We start from the raw sequence: 18,555 nt of genomic DNA on the forward strand, positions 1-18,555 counted from the left end.
ATCACGCGCCGGTGACGTCCAAGAAGGTCTCGCCGCGCGCCGCCTTGTCGATCAACAGCTTCGGCGGGGCGAACCGGTCCCCGTACGCGGCCTGCAGCTCGCGCGCGCGACTGACGAAGCCGGGCAGCCCTCCCTCGTACCCGTTGATGTACTGCAGCACACCGCCGGTCCAGGCCGGGAAGCCGATGCCGAGGATCGAACCGATGTTGGCGTCCGCCACGGAGGTGATGACGTTCTCCTCCAGGCAGCGCACCGCGTCCAGCGCCTCAGCGAAAAGCATCCGCTCCTTCATGTCCTCGAACGGGACGCCGGCGCCCTCCTTCGCGAAGTGCTCGCGCAGGCCGGGCCACAGCCGGATGCGCCTGCCGTCGTCGGCGTAGTCGTAGAAACCGGCGCCGCCGCTGCGGCCGGTGCGGCCGAACTCGTCGATCACCCGGTCGATGACCGCCTCAGCCGGGTGCTCGGGCCAGACACCGCCGGCCTCCTCCACGGCGCGCCTGGACTCGTTGCGGATCTTCCGGGGCAGCGTGAGTGTCAGCTCGTCCATGAGGGAGAGCACCTTGGCCGGGTAGCCCGCCTGTGCCGCCGCCTGTTCGACCGAGGCCGGGTCGGCGCCCTCGCCGACCATGGCCACGCCCTCGTTGATGAACTGCCCGATGACGCGCGAGGTGAAGAAGCCCCGGGAGTCATTGACGACGATCGGGGTCTTGCGGATCTGCCGCACCAGGTCGAAGGCGCGGGCCAGGGCTTCGTCACCGGTCCGCTCACCCTTGATGATCTCCACCAGCGGCATCTTGTCGACGGGTGAGAAGAAGTGCAGGCCGACGAAGTCCTCGGCGCGCTTGACGCCCTCGGCGAGCAGGGTGATGGGCAGGGTGGAGGTGTTGGAGCAGAGCAGGGCGTCGGGCGCGACGATGTCCTGGATCTCCTGGAAGACGGTGTGCTTGAGCTGCGGGTCCTCGAAAACCGCCTCGATCACCGCGTCGGATCCGGCGAGTGCGGCGGGGTCGGCGGCCGGAGTGATCCGGCCCAGGAGCGCCGCCCGTTCCTCCGGCGTGGTGCGCCCCTTGGCCACTGCCTTGTCCAGCAGTCGCGCCGAGTGCGCCTTGCCGCGTGCCGCCGCCTCCAGGGAGACGTCCTTGAGCACCACATCGATACCGGCCCTGGCGCAGGAGTAGGCGATGCCTGCGCCCATCATGCCTGCGCCGAGGACCGCGACCTTGCGTACGGTCCTGGCCTCGACGGACTCGGGGCGGCTGCGGCCCGCGTTGACGGCCTGCATGTCGAAGAAGAAGGCCTGGATCATGTTCTTCGACGTCCGGCCGATGACCAGTTCGGTGAAGTAGCGGGCCTCGATGACCTGAGCGGTGTCGAAGTCGACCTGGGCGCCCTCGACGGCCGCGGCGAGGATGTTGCGCGGAGCGGGGTAAGGGGCGCCGTTCAGCTGCTTGGTCAAGTTGGCCGGGAAGGCGGGGAGGTTGGCGGCGAACTTCCGGTCGCTGGGGGTGCCTCCGGGGATCCGGTAGCCCTTGGCGTCCCAGGGCTGTACGGATTCGGGGTGGGAGTCGATGAAGGCGCGAGCGGCGGCGAGCATCTCCTCGGGCGTGGCCGCGACCTCGTGGATCAGTCCGGCGTCCAGGGCCCGCTTCGGCGAGTACTGGGTGCCCTGCAGCAGCACCTTCAGCAGCGCGTCGGCGATGCCGAGGAGGCGGACGGTGCGGACGACGCCTCCGCCGCCGGGCAGCAGGCCCAGCGTCACCTCGGGCAGGCCTATCTTCGAGCCGGGCGCGTCTAGGGCGATGCGGTGGTGGCACGCAAGGGCGATCTCGTAACCGCCGCCGAGCGCTGCACCGTTGATGGCGGCGACGACGGGCTTGCCCAGTGTCTCCAGGCGGCGCAGCTGCCGCTTGACGCGCATCCCGGCCTCGAAGGCCTGCTCGGCGTGTTCCGGGGTGGCACGGATGAGGTCGCGCAGGTCGCCACCGGCGAAGAAGGTCTTCTTGGCGGAGGTGATGACGATGCCGCGGATCGTGTCGCGTTCGGCGTCGAGGCGGTCGACGACGGCTTCGAGCGATGCGCTGAAGGCGGCGTTCATGGTGTTGGCGGACTGGGAGGGGTCGTCGAGGACGAGGGTGACGACGCCGTCGCCGTTCTGTTCCCAGCGGATGGTGGTGCTCTCAGGCATGAGGTCTCCGATGCGCGGTGGCGGGTGGCGGGTGTCAGAGGCGCTCGACGACGGTGGCGATGCCCATGCCGCCGCCCACGCACAAGGTGGCCAGGCCGTGGCGCAGGTCGCGGCGTTCCAGTTCGTCGACGAGGGTGCCGAGGATCATCGCGCCGGTGGCGCCGAGCGGGTGCCCCATGGCGATGGCGCCGCCGTTGACGTTGACCTTGTCCAGACTCAGCCCCATCTCCCTGACGAAGCGCAGGACGACGGCGGCGAAGGCCTCGTTGATCTCGACGAGGTCAATGTCCTCGATGCTCAGGCCGGCCTTGGCGAGGGCCTTGCGGGAGGCGGGAGCGGGCCCGGTGAGCATGATGGTCGGGTCGGCGCCGGAGACGGCGGCGGAGACGATGCGGGCGCGGGGGGTGATCCCGGCGCGCTGACCGGCCTCGCGGGAACCGATGGCGACCAGCGCTGCGCCGTCCACGATGCCGGAGGAGTTCCCGGCGTGGTGGACGTGGTCGATCTCCTCGATCCAGTGGTACTTCTGCAGGGCGACGGCGTCGAAGCCGCCCGCCTCGCCGATGGCGGCGAAGGAGGGCTTGAGCCCGGCTAGCGATTCCACGGTGGTGCCGGGCCTGATGTGCTCGTCGTGGTCGAGGACGACGAGCCCGCTGCGGTCGCGGACGGGGACCACGGAGCGTTCGAAGCGGCCCGACTTCCATGCCTCGGCGGCCCTGGCCTGCGACTCGGCGGCATAGGCGTCGACGTCGGTACGGCTGAAGCCCTCGATGGTGGCGATCAGGTCGGCGCCGATGCCCTGCGGGACGAAGCCGGTCTCCATGCTGGTCATCGGGTCCATCGCCCAGGGCCCGCCGTCGGAGCCCATCGGGACCCGGGACATCGACTCCACTCCCCCGGCGAGCACCAGGTCCTCCCAGCCGGAACGGACCTTTGCGGCAGCGAGATTGACCGCTTCGAGCCCCGAGGCGCAGAAGCGGTTCTCCTGGACGCCTGCCACAGTGTCGGGCAACCCCGCTGCTATCGCTGCGGTCTTGGCGATGTCGGAACCCTGGTCGCCGATCGGGGTCACCACGCCGAGCACGATGTCGTCGACGGCGGCGGGGTCGAGTCCGGGGGACCGGCGGCGCAGTTCGTGGATGAGACCGGTGACGAGGTCGACGGGCTTGGTGCCGTGCAGCGCGCCGCTCGCCTTCCCGCGACCGCGCGGGGTGCGGATCGCGTCGTACACGTACGCTTCGGTGGTCATCGATCAGGCCTTTCGAGGGGATGGGGGGGGTGGGCGTCAGCTCAGCAGCGAGCGGCCGATGATCTCCTTCATGATCTCGGTGGTGCCGCCGTAGATGGTCTGGATCCGGCCGTCGGTGAAGGCCCTGGCGACCGGGTACTCGGCCATGTAGCCGTAGCCGCCGTGCAGTTGCAGGCAGCGGTCGGCGACGCGTTTTTGCAGTTCGGTGGAGTACCACTTGGCCATTGAGGCGTGCACCGGGTCGAGCCCTGCGCGGTTGTGCTCGGTGATGCAGCGATCGACGAAGGTGCGGGTGACGGCGCATTCGGTGGCCATCTCGGCGATCTCGAAGCGGATGTGCTGCAGCCGGGAGAGCGGCCGGCCGAAGGCCGAGCGCTGCTTGACGTACGCGGTGGTGAGCTCCAGCACGTGTTCGGCAGCGGCGATCGCCGCGACCGCGATGGCGAGCCGTTCCTGGGCGAGGTTGGTCATCAGATGGACGAAGGCGCCGTTCTCGGTGCCGAGCAGGTTGGTCTTCGGCACCCGTACGTCGTGGAAGAACAACTCGGCGGTGTCCTGGGCCTTCTGGCCGATCTTGTCGAGGTTGCGGCCGCGTTCGAAGCCGTCCATGCCGCGTTCGACCACCAGCAGGCTGAGCCCCTTCGCACCGCCCTCGGGGGTCGTCCTGGCGACGACCACCACCAGGTCGGCAAGGATCCCGTTGGAGATGAAGGTCTTGGTGCCGCCCAGGATCCAGTGGTCGCCGTGGTCGGTCGCGGTGGTGCGTATGCCCTGCAGGTCGGAGCCGGCGTCCGGTTCGGTCATGGCGATGGCCGTGATCGTCTCGCCGGTGCAGAAACCGGGCAGCCAGCGGCGCTTCTGCTCGTCGGTGGCGAGTGAGGTCAGATAGGGGCCGACGATGTCGTTGTGCAGCCCGATCGCCAGGCCCGAGGCGCCCGCGCGCGCGAACTCCTCGGCGAGGACGGCGCTGTAGCGGAAGTCGGCGGTCCCGCCGCCTCCGTACTCCTCCGGCACCGCCGGGCCGAGGAGCCCCTGGCGTCCGGCGGCGAGCCAGGCGGCGCGGTCGACGACACCGTCGTTCTCCCAGCGTTCGTGGTGCGGGGTCACCTCCTTGGCGAGGAAGGTGCGTACGGTCTCGCGGAACGCCTCGTGCTCTGCGGTGAAGATCTCGCGCTGCATGCTGCTGGCTCCTACGGGGTGTCGAGCGAGGGCAGGTCCCAGTCCCGGGCGACCTCGGCGGTGTGCGCGCCGGGCAGTGCGGGCGGGCGGCGCAGCGACCCGGGGGTCGCGGAGAAGCGGGGTGCGGGCGCCGGCTGGGTGCGTCCGTCCGCGTTGGTGAAGGTGCCGCGTGCGCGCAGATGCGGGTGGCTGGCGGCCTCGCGCAGCGACAGGACGGGGGCGACGCATGCGTCGGTGCCCTCGAAGACGGCGGCCCACTCGTCGCGGGTCCGGGTGGCGAAGCGGGCGGCGATACGGTCGCGCAGCTCGCCCCAGCGGGCGGGGTCCGCGCGGTCGGGGGCGTCGTCGCCGAGCCCGAGGAGGGTCACGAACTCGTCGTAGAAACGGGCTTCGAGGGCGCCGACGGCCATGTATCCGCCGTCCGCGGTCTCGTAGACGCCGTAGAACGGGCTGCCGCCGTCGAGGAGGTTGGCGCCGCGCCGGTCCTGCCAGCTGCCCGCGCCGAGCATGCCCCAGATCATGGCGGTCAGGTGGGCCGTTCCGTCGACGATGGCGGCGTCGACGACCTGGCCGGCTCCGGTGGTTCGCGCGTGGTGGAGGGCGGCGAGAACGCCGACGACGAGGTAGAGGGAGCCGCCCGCGTAGTCGCCGAGCAGATTGGCCGGGATGGCGGGCGGCCCGTCCGCGGGACCGATCATGGACAGGGCGCCTGTGGTGGCGATGTAGCCGATGTCGTGGCCGGCGCTGTCGGCGAGCGGTCCGTGCTGGCCCCAGCCGGTCATCCGGCCGTAGACGAGCCGGGGGTTGCGGGCCAGACAGGCGTCGGGGCCGACGCCGAGGCGCTCGGCGACGCCGGGCCGGTACCCCTCGATGAGGATGTCGGCACGCTCGGCGAGGTCGAGGACGATTCCCGGCCCGGCAGCGGACTTCAGGTCGACGAGGACGGAGCGCTTGTTGCGGTTGGTGATGTCGTGTGCGGGGTCGATCCCGATGCCCGCGCCGCCGGGGCGGTCGACGCGGACCACGTCGGCGCCGAGGTCCGCCAGGAGCATCGCGGCGAACGGCCCGGGGCCGATCCCCGCCAGTTCGACCACGGAAACGCCCGTGAGGGGGCCGGGCAGCGGCGGCGGCTCGTCCGGAGGCTCGTCCATGGGCCGACTCCCCGTGGTTCCGAGGCGTTGCGAGCGGCGCCTCTTTGACAGTATCGATGTAACATCAGTGATGTTAGGAACGTCTCGCGGCGGGCGCAAGAGCCCGTACCGGCGAGTAAACCGGAGCCGCACATTCATCCTGCGCATGGCTGAGGCCGGGACGCGCATGCGTCCCGGCCTCAGCCATGCGGCTCAGCGGGCCTCAGCGGCGGCCGGGCCCCGGGCCTCCGTCGCCGCCCACCAGACCCGCTCGGCGCAGGGCGTCGGCGAGCGCGCCGCCTCCGCCCGGGGAGCCCTGGTCGCGGCGTGGCGCCCCGCCACGGCTCTGGCGCGGCGGCGCACCACGTCGCGCACCGCCGCCGGTGGAGCCCTTGGCGCGCGGCTCACGGCGCTCGCGCTCTCCCCCGCCGGCCGGTACCTCGTCGTCGAGCCGCAGCGTCAGGCCGATCCGCTTGCGGGGGATGTCCACGTCGAGCACCTTGACCGTCACCACGTCGCCCGGCTTGACCACGTCACGCGGGTCCTTGACGAAGGACTTGGACATCGCCGAGACGTGCACGAGCCCATCCTGGTGGACACCGATGTCGACGAATGCGCCGAAGGCGGCGACATTGGTGACCACCCCTTCAAGCAGCATGCCGGCGGTGAGGTCCTTGATCTCCTCGACCCCGTCCTTGTAGGCGGCCGTCTTGAAGGCCGGGCGCGGGTCGCGGCCCGGCTTCTCCAGCTCGCCGAGGATATCGCTGACGGTCGGCACACCGAAGGTGTCGTCCGCGAAGTCCTGCGGCTTCAGCGAGCGCAGCACCGCGGTGTTGCCGATCAGCGCCTTGATGTCGGCGCCCGCGGCGGCGGTGATGCGGCGCACCACCGGATAGGCCTCCGGGTGGACGCTGGAGGCGTCGAGCGGGTCGTCGCCGTTGGTGATCCTCAGGAATCCGGCACACTGCTCGAACGCCTTCGGACCGAGCCTGGCAACGTCCTTGAGCGACTTGCGGGAACGGAAGGGGCCGTTGGCGTCGCGGTGCTGGACGATGTTGTCGGCGAGGCCCGCGGTGATGCCCGACACCCGGCGCAGCAGCGGTGCGCTCGCGGTGTTGAGGTCCACCCCGACACCGTTGACGCAGTCCTCGACGACGGCGTCGAGCGAGCGGGAGAGCTTGAGTTCGGACAGGTCGTGCTGATACTGCCCGACGCCGATCGACTTGGGGTCGATCTTGACCAGCTCGGCGAGCGGGTCCTGCAGGCGGCGGGCGATGGAGACGGCGCCGCGCAGCGACACGTCGAGCTCCGGCAGCTCCTGGGAGGCGTAGGCGGAGGCCGAGTAGACGGAGGCGCCGGCCTCGGAGACCACGACCTTCGTCAGCTTCAGCTCAGGGTGGGCCTTGATGAGGTCGGCGGCGAGCTTGTCGGTCTCGCGCGAAGCGGTCCCGTTGCCGATCGCGATCAGGTCGACCCCGTGGGTACGGGCGAGCGCGGCGAGGGTCGCGAGCGAGTCGTCCCAGCGTCGGTGCGGCACGTGCGGGTAGATGGTGTCGGTGGCCACAACCTTGCCGGTGGGGTCGATGACGGCGACCTTCACACCGGTACGGAGGCCGGGGTCGAGGCCCATCGTGGCGCGGGCGCCGGCCGGCGCGGCGAGCAGCAGGTCGCGCAGGTTGGCGGCGAAGACGCGGACGGCCTCGTCCTCGGCCTCCGTGCGCAGCCGGGCACGCAGGTCGAGCCCGAGGTGGACGAGGATGCGGGTGCGCCAGGCCCAGCGAACGGTCTCGGTCAGCCAGCGGTCGGCGGGGCGGCCGCGGTCGGCGATCCCGTACCGCTGGGCGATATGCCGTTCGTAGCCGGACGGGCCGTCGGCGGCGCGCGCCTCGTCCGTCTCCTCCGGTTCCAGGGTGAGGTCGAGCACCTCCTCCTTCTCGCCGCGGAAGAGCGCCAGGATGCGGTGGGACGGAAGCTTGCCGAAGGGTTCGGCGAAGTCGAAGTAGTCGGCGAACTTGGCGCCGGCCTCCTGCTTGCCCTCCCGGACCCGGGAGACGAGCCGCCCCTGCGACCACATGCGTTCACGCAGGGTGCCGATCAGGTCCGCGTCCTCGCCGAACCGCTCTACGAGGATCGCCCGTGCACCCTCCAGGGCAGCCGCGGCGTCGGCGACCCCCTTGTCCGCGTCCACGAACTCGCCCGCAGCGGCCTGCGGTTCGAGCCCCGGATCGCCGAGCAGCCGGTCCGCGAGCGGTTCGAGGCCGGCTTCGCGCGCGATCTGTGCCTTGGTGCGGCGCTTGGGCTTGTAGGGGAGGTAGATGTCCTCCAGGCGCGCCTTGGAGTCGGCGGCCAGGATCTGCGCCTTGAGCGCGTCGTCGAGCTTGCCCTGCGCCTCGATCGACTCGATGATGGCCGCCCGCCGCTCTTCCAACTCCCGCAGATAGCGCAGCCGCTCCTCGAGGGTGCGCAGCTGGGCGTCGTCGAGGGCGCCGGTCGCCTCCTTGCGATAACGGGCGATGAACGGCACGGTCGCCCCGCCGTCGAGCAGGTCGACCGCCGCCTTGACCTGCCCTTCGCGTACGCCGAGCTCTTCGGCGATGCGCTGCCCGATAGAACCGATAGCCGTCGTCGTCACAATCCCGATCCACTTGTCTCGCTGTTTCCAGCTGGTCTGTCTCGCTGAGCTGTGGTGTGCATTGTGCCGGGGCGCGGGTGCGCTTGTCGCGCGGCCCACGGGCGATGCGGGCTTTCTTGAAATTTCAAGCATCCTCGGCGTACGATGACATTCAGATACGAGAAGGAGCCGACATGCCTGTACGCCGCCTCAATCACGCCGTTCTCTACATCCGCGACGTGGCACGCTCCGTCGCCTTCTACACCGACGTCCTCGGGTTCACCGTGGACACCGAGATCCCGGGCAGGGCCGCCTTCCTGCGGGCGCAGGAGACGCTCAACGACCACGACCTCGGCCTCTTCGCCCTCGGCGGCGACGCCCTCGGCCCCGAGCAGGGGCGCGTCGGGCTCTACCACCTCGCCTGGGAGGTCGGCACGCTCGGCGAGCTCGCCGAGATGGCGCGCAAGCTCACCGAGCGCGGCGCACTCGTCGGCGCCAGCGACCACCTCGTCTCCAAGTCCCTGTACGCCAAGGACCCCGACGGCAACGAGTTCGAGGTGATGTGGCGGGTGCCGCGCGAGGACTGGCCGGGCGCCGAGGAGTCCGCCGGGATCCGCCCGCTCGACCTTCAGGCCGCACTCGACCGCTGGGGCGCGGACCTGAGGACCGGAGCGGCCGCAGGCTCGGCGACCTGACCGGCGCCCTGACCCGCGCCCTGTCCGGTGGCCGCGGTCCAGGCTGCCGGCCCGCCGACCAACGGCAGCTGCGCGAAGCACCCCGCGAGATCGAGGCGGAGTGCGGGCCTGGTGTCGGGCGGGACGATCAGACCCTTGTCGGTGCCGGCCACGATGAGCGCGAGACGGTGGCCGGCCGGGACGATGTGATCGCTCGCCGCGAGCCGAAGAGTGATCGTGTACGGCTTGCCCGGGGTGAGCGGGCCGCCGTGCAACCCCGCGCCTCCGTGCCCGAGATCGGCCCAGCCGCGGCTGAAGACGGTGAACCCGACGGACTCGGTGTCGGCCGCGGTGTCGAGGAAGCAGGCACTGTCGCCCGGGCCGCTCTCACCCCAACACGACCTGGTGGTCAGCGTCTTGATGCCTTCGCCGCTGCCCTCGTAGTCACGGATGGTGGCGGGGCCGAGGTCGACGAGCACCGCCGACAGGTGCGCGCTGGTGGTCGACGCGGTCGCGGTGAGGGTGACGGTACCGCTGCCGGAGAACCGTAGCGGCCGCGTCAGCGTTCCCGTCAGGAACGAGACCTTGTCGGGCGTCGGCTGCCCGGCCGCAGCGGCCCAGTCGGTCTCGCTCCGGCTGGGGTCGTCGGTGTAAGACTCGGTTCCGGCTGCCCCGGAGAGCGCGGGAGGGAGTGCGAGCGTGCCGATCCCGGGCGTTCCGGAAGCGACCGGAGAGATGCGGGTGGACGCCGTGCCCGGGGCGGGCCAGACCGGGTCCGTGGTCCAGTGGTCGGGGCTGCGCTCGACATCGGCCATCGAAGCGCGCTCGATGCCGTTGTCGACGCCCATGAGGTAGTGGTCGAACCACTGGTGAAGGGTGTTCACCCAGACGGCCCGCCGGTAGTCGAACGGATCGACGTGACCGGTCTGCGACAGCCAGATCTTCCGCTCGACATGGTGCGCGGCGAGCGCGTCCCACCACGGCCCGACGTTCTGGGTCCGCACGTTGAGGTCTTCCAGTCCATGGACGACGAAGACGCTCGCGCGCACCTTCGACGCCGCGGCGACATAGTCGCGTTGCTGCCAGGCCTGCGTCCAGTCGCCATTGCGCGGCGCGCCGTCGCGCAGCCGCTGTTGTTCGGCCGCACAGTGCGCATGCGCGGACGTCGACTCCACGGAGCCGGCGAGTTGGTCGGGTCCGCCGTCGTAGAGGGCGGCTCCCTGCGCGAAGTAGTAGTCGTACCAGGAGCTGATGGCGCTGATCGGCACGATCGTCTTCAGCCCCTCGACCCCGGTGGCGGCAACGCCGTTGGCGATGGTGCCGTCCCAGCTCTTGCCGATCATGCCGACCGAACCGTCGGCCCAGTCCGTGGCCGAGACGGGATGTCCGCCGCTGCGCGCGCTGTAGCCGCGGGCGCGGCCGTTCAGCCAGTCGATGACGGCCTTGGCCGACTGCACGTCGGACGGTCCGCCGACGTCCGTACAGCCGTCGGAGCGGTTGGTGCCGGCCAGGTCGACGAGGACGACGGCGTAGCCGCGCGGTACGAAGTAGTTGTCGTAGAAGAGCGGGAACCGGACCGGATTCCCGTGTCCGTCGTAGGTCTTGACCTGGTTCTCGTTGCCGCGCCCGCAGCAGGAGTAGTAGGGGCTGGCGTCCATGATGACGGGGACGCGACGACCGGCCGCGGCGGGCTCGCGCGGCCGGATGATGTCGGCAGCGACGCGCACGGGCTTGCCGTCCTTCCTGTCGGCGCTCAGTCCGGTGTCCACCCACACCGATTGGCGGATGGCGCGGGCGTACGAGTAGACCGGCTGGGTGGGGCCGGGCGCGGGGTCGTTGCCGCGTGCGTCGGCCGGAAGGGTGAACGCGGCCGTCAGCAACGTGATGACGGCCACGAGGGCGGCAACAACGCCAGTGACGGCGGCCGGTGAGCGGGATCCGCGCGTGAAGGACAGCACGCACGGACGTTATCTCCTGTCACATCCATGACAGGAGATCACAATGAGCCAGCCTGTCGCCGACCGATACGCGAAGTTTGTCCCAAAAGAGGCTAAAGTCAGGCGCGATGCCCATCGATCGCCGCAGTGTGTTGCGGGCCGCCATGCAGAGCGCGGCCCTCGGGGCCGTGGCCTGCGGGTGCGTGGACGACCACCGGACGCCCGTCGCCGGGATCCCACCGCACTCCCCCGCGCCCGCCGCTCGCACGCCGTCGTCGCAACGGCCGCTGCCCGCATCGCTTCCGGAGCAGATCACCAACGCGCCGCGCGACCGCCCGCTCGTCGCGCTCACCTTCCACGGGCAGGGCGAACCCAAGCTCTGCACGGCGCTGCTCGGAGAGGCCGAGCGGGCCGGGGCCCGGCTCACCGTGCTGGCCGTGGGCAGCTGGCTCGACGCCTATCCGCAGATGGCGCACCGCGTGCTCGACGGCGGCCATGAGCTGGGGAATCACACGCAGAACCACCTCGCCATCTGCGACATGCCCGCTACCGAGGCGTCGGCCGAGATCAACGGGTGCGCGCAACGGCTGCGCAGGCTCACGGGATCGATCGGCCGCTGGTTCCGGCCGTCGCAGGCCCAGTACGCCACCCCGTTGGTGGAGCGGCTGGCGCGCGCGGCAGGCTACCCGCACGTGCTGTCGTACGACGTCGACTCGCTCGACTACACCGATCCCGGCGCCGACGCCGTGCAGCGCACAGTGCTGCGCAAGGTCGAGCGCGGCTCGGTGGTCAGCCTGCACCTCGGGCACGCCGGCACGGTCGAGGCACTGCCCGCCGTGCTCGACGGGTTGCGGCAGCGCGGGCTGCGCGCCGTGACCACATCGGAGCTGCTCACACAGGTTGCGTAAGCGGCAGCCGGACAGCGCCCCGTGGGCGCTGCACGGCTGCCGTGGTAAATGCTCGGCCCTGACGGGCCGTCGGCTCAGCGCATCCCGTGCTGCATGGGAGCCGAGTGGTGGTAGTGCAGGTGGTGCAGGTAGCCGAAGTGGTGCGTCAGCCGGTGCTCCGCCAGGCGGCGCTCCTCCATGCGGCGGTGTTCGAGCCGCAGGCGCTCCAGCCGGCGCTCTTCGAGGCGGCGGAGCTCGAGGCGGCGGAGCTCGAGGCGGCGCTCCGCGAGGCGGCGGTGCTCAAGACGGTAACCGGCCTCGTGCCGCAGGTGGACCGGTCGCAGCAGGTGCAGGTACCTGCCGTGGTGGTCCGGAGCGTGGTCGGTGGTCGTCGCGGAGGCGGTGCCCGCCGCCAGCACGATGACGGCAGCGCTGCCCGCCAGTACCCAGGCGCCGCGCGCGGCCTGCGACGTCGTGAGGGACTTCATGAGTGATGCCTCCAAGAGCATGTCGGTCCTACTCGGGGACTGATCAACGCCCGAGGCAGCACTTGGTCATCGGTTCGGCGGGGAATGTACCCAATCGGACGTGACGGCCGCGTCACCATTGACCGGAGTGGCGGCGCACCTGCCGCACGCGCTGGAGTGGCCGGGCCGTGGTGTTCGGGAAGACCGGCGTGCGCCCTGGCGTACTGGAAGGTGGACAGGGCCGAGCAGCGCTGGGCGTCCCTTACGCGCTGAATCCGCGCGGCCTGGTCAGTGTCCGAACAGGTGAATGCGGTGCCGGTGTCCGTGCCCGTTGCCGGCGGTCGCCCGGACGGGCTCCTGCTCCGGCCGTGCTGCGGCGGGCATCGGCGCGGTCTGCGTCTGGCTCGCCTGGCCGGCCTGGATGCGAGCGGCGAGTTCGTCGCGCTCTGCCGCTGCCTGCGCCGCGGAGCGCCGCGCCGCCTTCAGGTCGGCGCCGCGACGGCGGTGGTGTGCCGCACCGCCGGTCAGCATCGCAAGACCGAGGCAGAACACCAGCGTCAGCACGATCCCGACGAGGAAGGCACCGAGCATGTTGAGCGTGGCGATGTGGTTGCCGAGCATCGACGCGGTGTAGTGCGGGCCCCCGCCGATGTTGTCGGCGATCAGCAGGCCGGTGAACGCGGCGGTCCCGGCGAGGAGGATGAGTCCCAACAGCAGCATTGCGATCACCTCGAAGAGAGCTCTTGTCTCAAAGTACGACTACCCGACGTGGGCGGACATAACGCGGCACAGCTCGTCGCGGCTCCCGTTGCCGGTCAGCGCGCGGTGTGCGGACCGGCCTCCGGATTGCGGTGGTCCCGCTGGTCCCAGGGGCCACCGGGGTCCGCGCCGTCCCGGCGGCCGTCCCGCTCCTCGAGCATGCGCCGGGCGGTGATCCGCGAGATGTCACGGGCGGTGACAATCCCCACCAGGCGGCTGCCGTCGAGCACCAGGATGCGCTGCGCATACGGCGCGCTCAGGCGGCTGAGGACCTCGTACAGATCGTCGCCCGGGGCGGCGACGGCACACCGCGACAGCGGTATCGCCAGCTCGCGCACCCGCACGTCCTCGCGCTGGCCCGCGGGCACCATGGCGAGCCGCCGCACCGTGACGATCCCGGTGGGACGACCGTCGAGGTCGACCAGCGGGAGCACCGAGTGACGGTAGGAGCGGGCGTCATCGAAGAAACGGGCCACGGTCAGCCACTCGGGCAGGGTGTCGACGGGGGACGACATGGCCTGCGAGACCGGAACCCCGCGCAGCGCGGAGCTCAGCACGGCGCGGCGCACCTCCTCGCCCGCCGAGCCGGTGATGAAGAAGCCGATGAGCATCAGCCACAGCCCGTTGGCCGAGCCCCGCAGGAAGGCGATGCCGCCGACGAAGAGCAGCAGAACGCCGACCGCCTGGCCGCTTCGTCCCGCAGCGCGCGCCGCCCGTTCACGGTCGCCGCTGTGCCGCCACAGCGCTGCCTGCAGCACGCGGCCGCCGTCGAGCGGCGCGGCGGGCAGCAGGTTGAAAACGCCGAGCAGCACATTGGCCGAGCCCGCCCACAGCAGGACGGCGGCGACGACGGTCCAGTGGAGGCCGGTGGCGACGGCGAACGCGGCGCCGATGCCGAGGCCGCCGAGCAGCAGGCTGGTCAACGGGCCGCTCGCCGATATCAGCAGCACCGCTCCGGGAGTCGTCGGCTGACCCATCCGGGTGACGCCACCGAGCGCCCACAGCGTCATGTCCTCGACGTCCACGCCCTTTCTGCGGGCGATGACGGCGTGCGCGGCCTCGTGCAGCAGCAGGCTGAGCATCAGTGCGATCGCCCCGAGCAGCGCGGCCGCGGTGTAGGCAGCCCTGGAGTGGCCGGGGGCGAGCGCGGGCAGGGTCTGGCTGCCCAGGCCGAACCCGAGCAGCGCCACCAGCAGCGGCGCGCTCCAGTGAACCTTGAGCGGCACTCCGAAAAGCCGCCCGATCGGCAGGGAACCGTTCATTGCGATCCCTCGTCCTCCGGTCTGCGCCCGCGCCGCCGCGCGACCGCGACGGCTTCGGGGGCGGGCCCTCTCGCTTCCAGCATCGCGCCGTGCCGGCGCCGCCCGGGATGGCCCGTCCGGCCCACCCGGAATTGCCGGTCGGCCGTACTGGCCTTATACCCCGGTAGGTGCCCGGCGACCGTCAGCGTGAGGTAAGCGCCGGGATGATGCCGCCTGCCAGGACGGTGCGGCGGCGGCCGTCGGAGAGCCGGTGCCGTACCTCGTACTCCTCGCCCTTGGTGACATTGCGCAACTGAAGCGTGGGGGCGGCACCGGGAGCGAGCGCCGCGTGCAGGCCGTCGAGGCGCAGCCGGTCACCGGTGTCGATGCGGTCGTAGTCACCCGGGTGGGCGAACTCCAGGGCGAGGACACCGAAGTTGGCGAGGTTCTGCCAGTGGATGCGTGCGTAGGACTTCGCGACGACGGCGCGCAGCCCGAGGTAGCGCGGGGTGATCGCGGCGTGTTCGCGGGAGGAGCCCTGGCCGTAGTTCTCGCCGCCGACGACGAAGTGCCCGCCGCCGTCGCGGGTGCCCGGCTCGGCGGCGTGGCGCGGGTAGGCGGGGTCGATGCGGGTGAAGGTGAATTCGGCGAGTCTGGGGATGTTGGAGCGGTACGGGAGCGCCTTGGCGCCGGCCGGTGAGATCTCGTCCGTGGAGACGTCGTCCCCGGTCTTGAGCAGCACGGGGCCTTCGACGACGTCGGGCATCGGGTCGAAGTCGGGAAGCCCGGAGATGTTGGGGCCGCGTTCCAGTTCCGTCCGCGCTGCCTGCTCCGGCGGGAGGGGCGCTTCGAGCATCGCGGTGTTGACGCTGGCGCGCTGCGGCAGATCGAGCCGTGGGTAGCGGACGTTCTCCTTGTCCGCCCAGTCGCGCGGGTCGGTGATGACGCCGGTCAGCGCGGAGGCGGTGGCCGTCTCGGGCGAGCACAGCCACACCGCGTCGTCCTCCGTGCCGGAGCGGCCGGGAAAGTTTCGCGGGAAGGTGCGCAGGGAGTTGCGGCCGACGGCGGGCGCCTGCCCCATGCCGATGCAGCCGAGGCAGCCTGCCTGGTGGATGCGGGCGCCCGCGGCGATCAGGTCGAAGGTGGCGCCGCACCGGGTGAGGTCCTGCAGGATCTCCCGGGAGGTGGGGTTGACGTCGAAGCTGACGGAGCCGTCGGTCTGACGCCCCTTGACCATGGCGGCGGCGATGGCGAAGTCCCGCAGGCCGGGGTTGGCGGAGGAACCGATCACCGCCTGTCCGATCGGCTCGCCCGCGACCTCGCGTACCGGCACGACGTTGCCGGGCGAGGTGGGGCGGGCGATGAGCGGTTCGAGCGCGGAGAGGTCGATCTCCTCTTCGAGGTCGTAGACGGCCCCGGGCTCGGCGGTGATCCGGGTGAAGTCGTCCTCGCGGCCCTCCGCGCGCAGGAACTCCCGCGCCGCGTCGTCGGCGGGGAAGACCGTGGTGGTCGCGCCGAGTTCGGCGCCCATGTTGGCGATGACGTGCCGGTCCATCGCGGTGAGCGAGCCGAGGCCGGGACCGTGGTATTCGAGGATGCGGCCCACCGCGCCCTTGACGCCGTGACGGCGCAGCATCTCCAGGACGACGTCCTTGGCGCTGACCCACTGCGGAAGCCGGCCGGTGAGCCGGACGCCCCAGATCTCCGGCATCGTCACGTGCAGCGGCCGTCCCGCCATGACGAGGGCGACTTCCAGCCCGCCGGTGCCGAGCGCCAGCATGCCCAGCGACCCGGCGGCACAGGTGTGGGAGTCGGAGCCGGCCAGGGTCCTGCCCGGGATGCCGAAGCGCTGCATGTGGGTGGGGTGGGAGACCCCGTTCCCCGGTTTGGAGTACCAGATGCCGAAACGCCGTGCCGCGGAGCGGAGGAACGCGTGGTCCTCGGCGTTCCGCTCGTCCGCCTGCAGCAGGTTGTGGTCGACGTACTGGACGCTGGTCTCGGTGCGCACCCGGTCCAGGCCCAGGGCCTCCAGTTCCTGCATCACCAGCGTGCCGGTGGCGTCCTGGGTGAGGGTCTGGTCGATGCGCAGCCCGATCTCGGTGCCGGGTTCCATCCGGCCTTCGACCAGGTGATCTGCGATGAGCCGGTGCGCCACCGTGTCTGCGGAATTGCGTGCGCCGCTCACGGGTCCTCTGTTCGCTTCTCCGCTCACAACGGTCTGCGTACCCGGTACGGGTGACCGCATGCAGGAAGGAGTTGCCCCGTTCGCCCCGGTAGCGGATGGTTGTCAGACAGGGGCAGGGGGTTCCTGCGAGGGGTGAGCCATGGTGACTGAAGCAGTGCCGGTCTCCGCCCGGACGGCGTCGGAGAGCGACGATCGCGAGGTCGTCATCCGTACCGAGGGGCTGACGAAGATCTATCCGAAGACGGATTTCAAGGCCGTCGACGGGCTCGATCTGACCGTGTACCACGGCGAGATCTTCGGGCTGCTGGGCCCGAACGGCGCGGGCAAGACCACGACGGTCGGGATGCTCACCACGCGTGTCGTGCCGACGTCGGGCTCCGCGTACGTCGGCGAGATCGACGTGATCGCACGGCCGACGCTCGCCAAACAGGTGATCGCGGTGGTCAGCCAGCAGAACACGCTGGACCGGGCGTTGACGGTCCGGGAGAACCTTTACTTCCACGGTCTGCTCTTCGGCATGCCGGCCCGCCAGTCCCGGCGTCACGCCGACGAACTGCTGGAGCAATTCCGCCTGTCGAAGTGGGCGAACGCCTCCGTCTTCGCCCTCTCCGGCGGGATGGCGCAGCGCTTGCTCGTCGCGCGTGCGATCTTCCACCGCCCGGCCGTGCTCTTCCTCGACGAGCCGACCACCGGCCTGGACCCGCAGAGCCGCCTCGCCTTGTGGGAGATCCTGGAACAGCTCATCGCGGACGGCCAGACCATCGTGCTGACCACGCACTACATGGAAGAGGCCGACCAGCTGTGCGACCGGGTGGCGATCATCGACCACGGCCGGATCCTCGCCCTGGACACACCGGCCGCGCTCAAGCAGAGCGTCGGCGCGGACACCGTCGTCACCGTCACCGCGAGCGGCGATCCCTCGGCGCTCGCCGCACAGCTCGCCGACCATGTCGACGGCGTGGTCCGCACCCGGCTGGTCGACGGCGGCGTCGAGCTGCAGGTGAAGGGGAACGAACGGCTGGTGCCGCGGGTGGTGAACGCGGCCGAGACCGGCGGATTCAACCTCGTCGACCTGTCGATCTCGGAGTCCACGCTGGAGACGGTCTTCATCGGCCTCACCGGGAAGGAGCTGAGGGACTGATGGCGGCATCCATGGATCCCACGGTGGCAGCCGCTCCCGTCGCGCCTGCCATCGGCATCCGTCCCAGCAGGTCCGCGGCGGCGTCGAGCCGGTCCGCGCTGTCGGCGCTGATCCGCCGGGACCTGACGGTGCTGCGGAAGAACTTCTGGGAGTTCGTCGGCCGCACGCTCATGCAGCCTTTCCTGCTGGTCTTCGTCTTCCTCTACGTCTTTCCGACGATCGGTCAGGGCATCGGATCGGGCGGCGGGAAGGCCGGAGAATCCGCCTTCGCCACAGTGCTCGTGCCCGGCGTGGTCTCGATCGCCATCATGTTCCAGGGAATTCAGTCGGTGGCGATCCAGATGGCCCAGGAGTTCGGTTACACGCGCGAGATCGAGGACAGGGTGCAGGCGCCGTGCCCGATCTGGCTGGTGGCTGTGGCACGCGTGCTCTCCGGCGCCACCCAGGGGCTGATCTCGGCAGTCATCGTCTTCCCGATCGCGGCGGTGGTGCACGCACCGGGTGTGCACGCGCATCTGACCGTGCACTGGTGGATCGTGGTCACGCTCATCCCGCTGGCGTGCATCGGCATGACCTCGCTGGGTCTGCTGCTCGGCACCACGTTCGAGCCGCGCAACATCGGGCTGATGTTCGGCTTCGTCGTGCTGCCGCTGGTGTTCCTCGGCGGCACGTACTACCAGTGGACGAAGCTGGGAGCCGTGCATCTCGGCGGTTTCCACTGGCTGCAGATTCTGGTGCTGCTCAATCCGCTGATCTACATCACGGAGGGGATGCGCGCCGGGTTCACGCAGGCCTCGCACATGCCGCTCTACATCGTCTATCCGGTCCTTATCGGGTTCACGGTGCTCTTCCTCGGCCTGGGTCTGCGCAACTTCCGGCGCCGCGTCCTCTCCTGACGGCGACGGCAACG

The 18,555-nt window shown here is 70.8% G+C and carries 14 protein-coding genes; 4 read left to right on the forward strand and 10 right to left on the reverse strand.

Translation table 11 applies throughout. From position 1 onward, the window contains the following. Nucleotide 1: 1 nt before the first annotated feature. The 5 genes from NGB36_RS05190 to NGB36_RS05210 all read right to left on the reverse strand — a co-directional run bounded on the left by NGB36_RS05190 (nt 2) and on the right by NGB36_RS05210 (nt 8,375). The gene (locus tag NGB36_RS05190) at nt 2-2,185 is read right to left on the reverse strand and encodes a 3-hydroxyacyl-CoA dehydrogenase NAD-binding domain-containing protein (RefSeq protein WP_255918855.1); all 2,184 of its coding nucleotides are present in this window, start codon (nt 2,183-2,185) and stop codon (nt 2-4) included. A gap of 34 nt (nt 2,186-2,219) precedes the next feature. Then, nucleotides 2,220-3,434: an acetyl-CoA C-acetyltransferase gene (locus tag NGB36_RS05195; protein ID WP_255918856.1), complete on the reverse strand. Its 1,215-nt coding sequence runs from the start codon at nt 3,432-3,434 to the stop codon at nt 2,220-2,222. A gap of 36 nt (nt 3,435-3,470) precedes the next feature. Beyond that, entirely contained in the window at nt 3,471-4,613 is a 1,143-nt protein-coding gene (locus NGB36_RS05200; protein WP_255918857.1) for an acyl-CoA dehydrogenase family protein, read from the reverse strand. An 11-nt stretch (nt 4,614-4,624) separates the two neighbouring features. After that, complete coding sequence (locus NGB36_RS05205; protein ID WP_255918858.1) at nt 4,625-5,764, reverse strand: CaiB/BaiF CoA transferase family protein; 1,140 nt, start codon at nt 5,762-5,764, stop codon at nt 4,625-4,627. Between the two features lie 202 nt (nt 5,765-5,966). Beyond that, a complete protein-coding gene (locus NGB36_RS05210) occupies nt 5,967-8,375 on the reverse strand; it encodes a Tex family protein (RefSeq protein WP_255918859.1) in 2,409 nt (802 codons plus the stop codon). Nucleotides 8,376-8,548: 173 nt separating this feature from the next. Between NGB36_RS05210 and NGB36_RS05215 the strand changes: the two genes are divergently transcribed. After that, nucleotides 8,549-9,049 carry a VOC family protein gene (locus tag NGB36_RS05215; protein ID WP_255918860.1) on the forward strand — a complete coding sequence of 167 codons (501 nt, stop codon included), beginning with the start codon at nt 8,549-8,551 and terminating at the stop codon, nt 9,047-9,049. On the opposite strand, the gene NGB36_RS05220 is transcribed toward NGB36_RS05215, so the two are convergent. After that, entirely contained in the window at nt 8,983-10,923 is a 1,941-nt protein-coding gene (locus tag NGB36_RS05220) for a Xaa-Pro dipeptidyl-peptidase (RefSeq protein WP_372509380.1), read from the reverse strand. The two genes, NGB36_RS05215 and NGB36_RS05220, sit on opposite strands and share 67 nt — an antisense overlap. 170 nt (nt 10,924-11,093) lie before the next feature. On the opposite strand from NGB36_RS05220, the gene NGB36_RS05225 reads away from it, so the two are divergent. Next, entirely contained in the window at nt 11,094-11,873 is a 780-nt protein-coding gene (locus NGB36_RS05225; RefSeq protein WP_255918862.1) for a polysaccharide deacetylase family protein, read from the forward strand. A gap of 74 nt (nt 11,874-11,947) precedes the next feature. Here NGB36_RS05225 and NGB36_RS05230 read toward each other — a convergent pair whose 3' ends face one another. The 4 genes from NGB36_RS05230 to NGB36_RS05245 all read right to left on the reverse strand — a co-directional run bounded on the left by NGB36_RS05230 (nt 11,948) and on the right by NGB36_RS05245 (nt 16,504). Continuing rightward, on the reverse strand, nt 11,948-12,340 hold the full coding sequence (locus NGB36_RS05230; RefSeq protein ID WP_255918863.1) for a hypothetical protein: 393 nt from the start codon (nt 12,338-12,340) through the stop codon (nt 11,948-11,950). Nucleotides 12,341-12,607: 267 nt separating this feature from the next. After that, on the reverse strand, nt 12,608-13,039 hold the full coding sequence (locus NGB36_RS05235) for a hypothetical protein (RefSeq protein ID WP_255918864.1): 432 nt from the start codon (nt 13,037-13,039) through the stop codon (nt 12,608-12,610). A 95-nt stretch (nt 13,040-13,134) separates the two neighbouring features. Beyond that, entirely contained in the window at nt 13,135-14,340 is a 1,206-nt protein-coding gene (locus NGB36_RS05240; RefSeq protein WP_255918865.1) for a site-2 protease family protein, read from the reverse strand. A 181-nt stretch (nt 14,341-14,521) separates the two neighbouring features. After that, nucleotides 14,522-16,504 (reverse strand): aconitate hydratase, encoded by a 1,983-nt coding sequence (locus NGB36_RS05245; RefSeq protein WP_255918866.1) that lies wholly within the window; start codon nt 16,502-16,504, stop codon nt 14,522-14,524. Between the two features lie 139 nt (nt 16,505-16,643). Here NGB36_RS05245 and NGB36_RS05250 point away from each other — a divergent pair, with 139 nt between their 5' ends. Beyond that, the gene (locus NGB36_RS05250) at nt 16,644-17,645 is read left to right on the forward strand and encodes an ATP-binding cassette domain-containing protein (RefSeq protein ID WP_255918867.1); all 1,002 of its coding nucleotides are present in this window, start codon (nt 16,644-16,646) and stop codon (nt 17,643-17,645) included. Further along, complete coding sequence (locus tag NGB36_RS05255; protein WP_255918868.1) at nt 17,645-18,541, forward strand: ABC transporter permease; 897 nt, start codon at nt 17,645-17,647, stop codon at nt 18,539-18,541. The genes NGB36_RS05250 and NGB36_RS05255 overlap by 1 nt, the downstream gene beginning before the upstream one ends. Nucleotides 18,542-18,555 lie beyond the last annotated feature (14 nt).

This window comes from Streptomyces humicola, assembly GCF_024436035.1.
Taxonomy (GTDB): Bacteria; Actinomycetota; Actinomycetes; order Streptomycetales; family Streptomycetaceae; genus Streptantibioticus_B; species Streptantibioticus_B humicola.

What these genes read in the sequence shown, in the direction of transcription:
- NGB36_RS05190 (WP_255918855.1), bottom strand. Translation starts at nt 2,185, where the DNA reads ATGCCTGAGAGCACCACCATCCGCTGGGAACAGAACGGCGACGGCGTC.
- NGB36_RS05195 (WP_255918856.1), bottom strand. Translation starts at nt 3,434, where the DNA reads ATGACCACCGAAGCGTACGTGTACGACGCGATCCGCACCCCGCGCGGT.
- NGB36_RS05200 (WP_255918857.1), bottom strand. Translation starts at nt 4,613, where the DNA reads ATGCAGCGCGAGATCTTCACCGCAGAGCACGAGGCGTTCCGCGAGACC.
- NGB36_RS05205 (WP_255918858.1), bottom strand. Translation starts at nt 5,764, where the DNA reads ATGGACGAGCCTCCGGACGAGCCGCCGCCGCTGCCCGGCCCCCTCACG.
- NGB36_RS05215 (WP_255918860.1), top strand. Translation starts at nt 8,549, where the DNA reads ATGCCTGTACGCCGCCTCAATCACGCCGTTCTCTACATCCGCGACGTG.
- NGB36_RS05225 (WP_255918862.1), top strand. Translation starts at nt 11,094, where the DNA reads ATGCCCATCGATCGCCGCAGTGTGTTGCGGGCCGCCATGCAGAGCGCG.
- NGB36_RS05230 (WP_255918863.1), bottom strand. Translation starts at nt 12,340, where the DNA reads ATGAAGTCCCTCACGACGTCGCAGGCCGCGCGCGGCGCCTGGGTACTG.
- NGB36_RS05235 (WP_255918864.1), bottom strand. Translation starts at nt 13,039, where the DNA reads ATGCTGCTGTTGGGACTCATCCTCCTCGCCGGGACCGCCGCGTTCACC.
- NGB36_RS05240 (WP_255918865.1), bottom strand. Translation starts at nt 14,340, where the DNA reads ATGAACGGTTCCCTGCCGATCGGGCGGCTTTTCGGAGTGCCGCTCAAG.
- NGB36_RS05250 (WP_255918867.1), top strand. Translation starts at nt 16,644, where the DNA reads ATGGTGACTGAAGCAGTGCCGGTCTCCGCCCGGACGGCGTCGGAGAGC.
- NGB36_RS05255 (WP_255918868.1), top strand. Translation starts at nt 17,645, where the DNA reads ATGGCGGCATCCATGGATCCCACGGTGGCAGCCGCTCCCGTCGCGCCT.